We start from the raw sequence: 2,087 nt of genomic DNA, 5'->3' as shown, positions 1-2,087 counted from the left end.
GATCGGGCGAGAACCTCTCCCGCGAGAGGGAGACATAGGTGTCCTTCTTCACAAGGAACCAGAAGACGAGCACCGCGGAGACGGCCGCGATGGAGATGACGGTGGCGAGGGCCGCGCCGGCGACGCCCATCCCCGCGCCATAGATGAAGACGGGGTCGAGGACGATGTTCAGGACCGACGATGCGCCCATCGCGTACATCGTCCTCTTCGTGTCCCCTTCAGCCCGGAGGACCGCGTAGGCGATGTTCGTGAAGAGGACAAAGACCGTGCCGGCGAAGAGGGTCTGGCCGTACTCCGCCGCAAGTCCGGAGATCTCGCCTGCCCCGAGGAGGGCGGCGACGGGCCCGGCAAGGAGGATGAGGGGGATGGTGAGAATGGCAGCAAGGCCGAGGGCGAGGAGGACGGCGTGGACTGCGGTGTTGTCTGCCCCGGCCCTGTCCCCTGCACCGACCCGGCGGGCGATCGCGGAGGAGACGCCTGCCCCGAGGCCGACGGCGAGGCCGGAGAGGACCATGAAGATGGGCGTCATGAAGCCGACGGCGGCGAGGGCGTCCGAACCGAGGCCAGCAACCCAGACGGCGTCCGCAAGGTTGTAGGTCGAGAGGAGGAGCATCGCCGCGATCATGGGGATGGAAAGCCTGACGATCGCCTTCTTCGGGTCGCCGGTGAGGAGTGAGACACCTTTTGTTGTTTCAGAGTTTTTCTTTCCAGTGTCGTGCATAGTCGGTGTCACCACCTGTCTCTGCGAGCCTGAGGCTGTTCTGTGCGATTGTCACCAGGGTTCTCTCTGCCTGCGTGCGTTCCTCGTCGGTGAGTCCTGCAAAGACTTCTTCCTCCCATTCCCTGTCTATCCTGACGATCTCCGGGATGATCTCCTCCCCTCTGTCTGTCAGGAAGATCCTGACGGCCCGGCGGTCGTCGGGGTCGACGGTACGGCTGATATAGCCCGCGTCCTCCAGTTTCCGCACGGCCCGTGCGACGGTACCCCTGTCGACGCGGAAGCGCCGGACGAGGGTCTCCTGGGTGATGCCCTGCTCGTGGGCGAGGTGGAGGAGGGTGAAGAGTTGCCCCGATGAGAGGCCGAACCTCTTCATCCGCTCGTCGATGACGATGTGGTGGGTCCGGTGGATGATGGAGACAAGGGCCCCGAGAGGGACTGTCTTGCGAGACTGTCGCATGAGGGATCTAGTGGGTGCCAGGAGGGGATAATTGTTGTACATGCAACTGTTGCGCATGCAACATATGCTGTCGTGCCGGGTTTGTATTCCTCACCTGACAATGGCATTATATATCGTCCCCGCGAGAGGCACTCCATGCCGCGTCGACTCCTGCCAACCCTCTCCTGCGGGGTGGTCTGAATGGACTTGTCCCTCATCTTCAGCATTATCTTCGTCTTTAACGTCTTCTTTGCCATCGCCGTCATCTTCTTCGAGAGGAAGAACCCGACGGCCGCCCTGGCATGGTTGATGGTGCTCTTCTTCCTGCCTGCGATCGGGTTTTTCCTGTACCTGATCTTCGGGCAGAACTTCACCAGGCAGAAGATGTTCATGGTGAAGGAGAAGGAAGACCTGGCCCTCAGGAAAATCTTTGAGAAGCAGCACCGGGAACTGGCAGATCCGTCTGCCCGTTTCTCGAACCCCGCTGCGGAGCCGTACCGCAGCACGATCCTCGCCCTCCTCCAGAACAACCAGGCTTTCCTGGCCGAGAACAACCTGGTCGAGGTCTATACGGACGGGAAGGAGAAGTTCGACGCACTCTTCGCGGCGATCCGTGCGGCACGCCACCACGTCCACCTGGAGTACTTCATCGTCAACAACGACGACCTCGGGCGTGCAGTCGTCCATGCCCTTGCGGAGAAGGCGAAGGAGGGTGTCGAGGTCCGTCTCCTCTTCGACGCCATGGGGACGCGGGCCGGGAAAGGGTCGAAGGAGGCCTTCCACGAACTGACCGATGCCGGTGGCAGGATCGGCGTCTTTTTCCCCTCTCTCTACCGGGTGAACTACCGCAACCACCGGAAGATCGCCGTCATCGACGGGACTATCGGGTTCATCGGCGGGTTCAATATCGGGGACGAGTACCTGGGGACC

At 61.9% G+C, this 2,087-nt stretch carries 3 protein-coding genes; 1 reads left to right on the top strand and 2 read right to left on the bottom strand.

All coding sequences use genetic code 11. The features are described from left to right. Both Q0520_RS11020 and Q0520_RS11015 read right to left on the bottom strand, forming a co-directional pair. Positions 1-721, bottom strand: a 721-nt coding sequence (locus tag Q0520_RS11020) for an MATE family efflux transporter (RefSeq protein WP_298670050.1), incomplete at its 3' end; no start/stop codon positions are given. After that, positions 693-1,178 carry a MarR family winged helix-turn-helix transcriptional regulator gene (locus Q0520_RS11015; protein ID WP_298670048.1) on the bottom strand — a complete coding sequence of 162 codons (486 nt, stop codon included), beginning with the start codon at positions 1,176-1,178 and terminating at the stop codon, positions 693-695. The genes Q0520_RS11020 and Q0520_RS11015, both read right to left, overlap by 29 nt. Before the next feature lie 180 nt (positions 1,179-1,358). Here Q0520_RS11015 and Q0520_RS11010 point away from each other — a divergent pair. Continuing rightward, positions 1,359-2,087, top strand: a 729-nt coding sequence (locus Q0520_RS11010; protein ID WP_298670046.1) for a phospholipase D-like domain-containing protein, incomplete at its 3' end; no start/stop codon positions are given.

Origin of the sequence: uncultured Methanofollis sp., assembly GCF_937919355.1 — an archaeon.
GTDB lineage: Archaea > Halobacteriota > Methanomicrobia > Methanomicrobiales > Methanofollaceae > Methanofollis.
This window is presented reverse-complemented; position numbering and strand designations above follow the sequence as displayed.

What these genes read in the sequence shown, in the direction of transcription:
- Q0520_RS11015 (WP_298670048.1), bottom strand. Translation starts at nt 1,178, where the DNA reads ATGCGACAGTCTCGCAAGACAGTCCCTCTCGGGGCCCTTGTCTCCATC.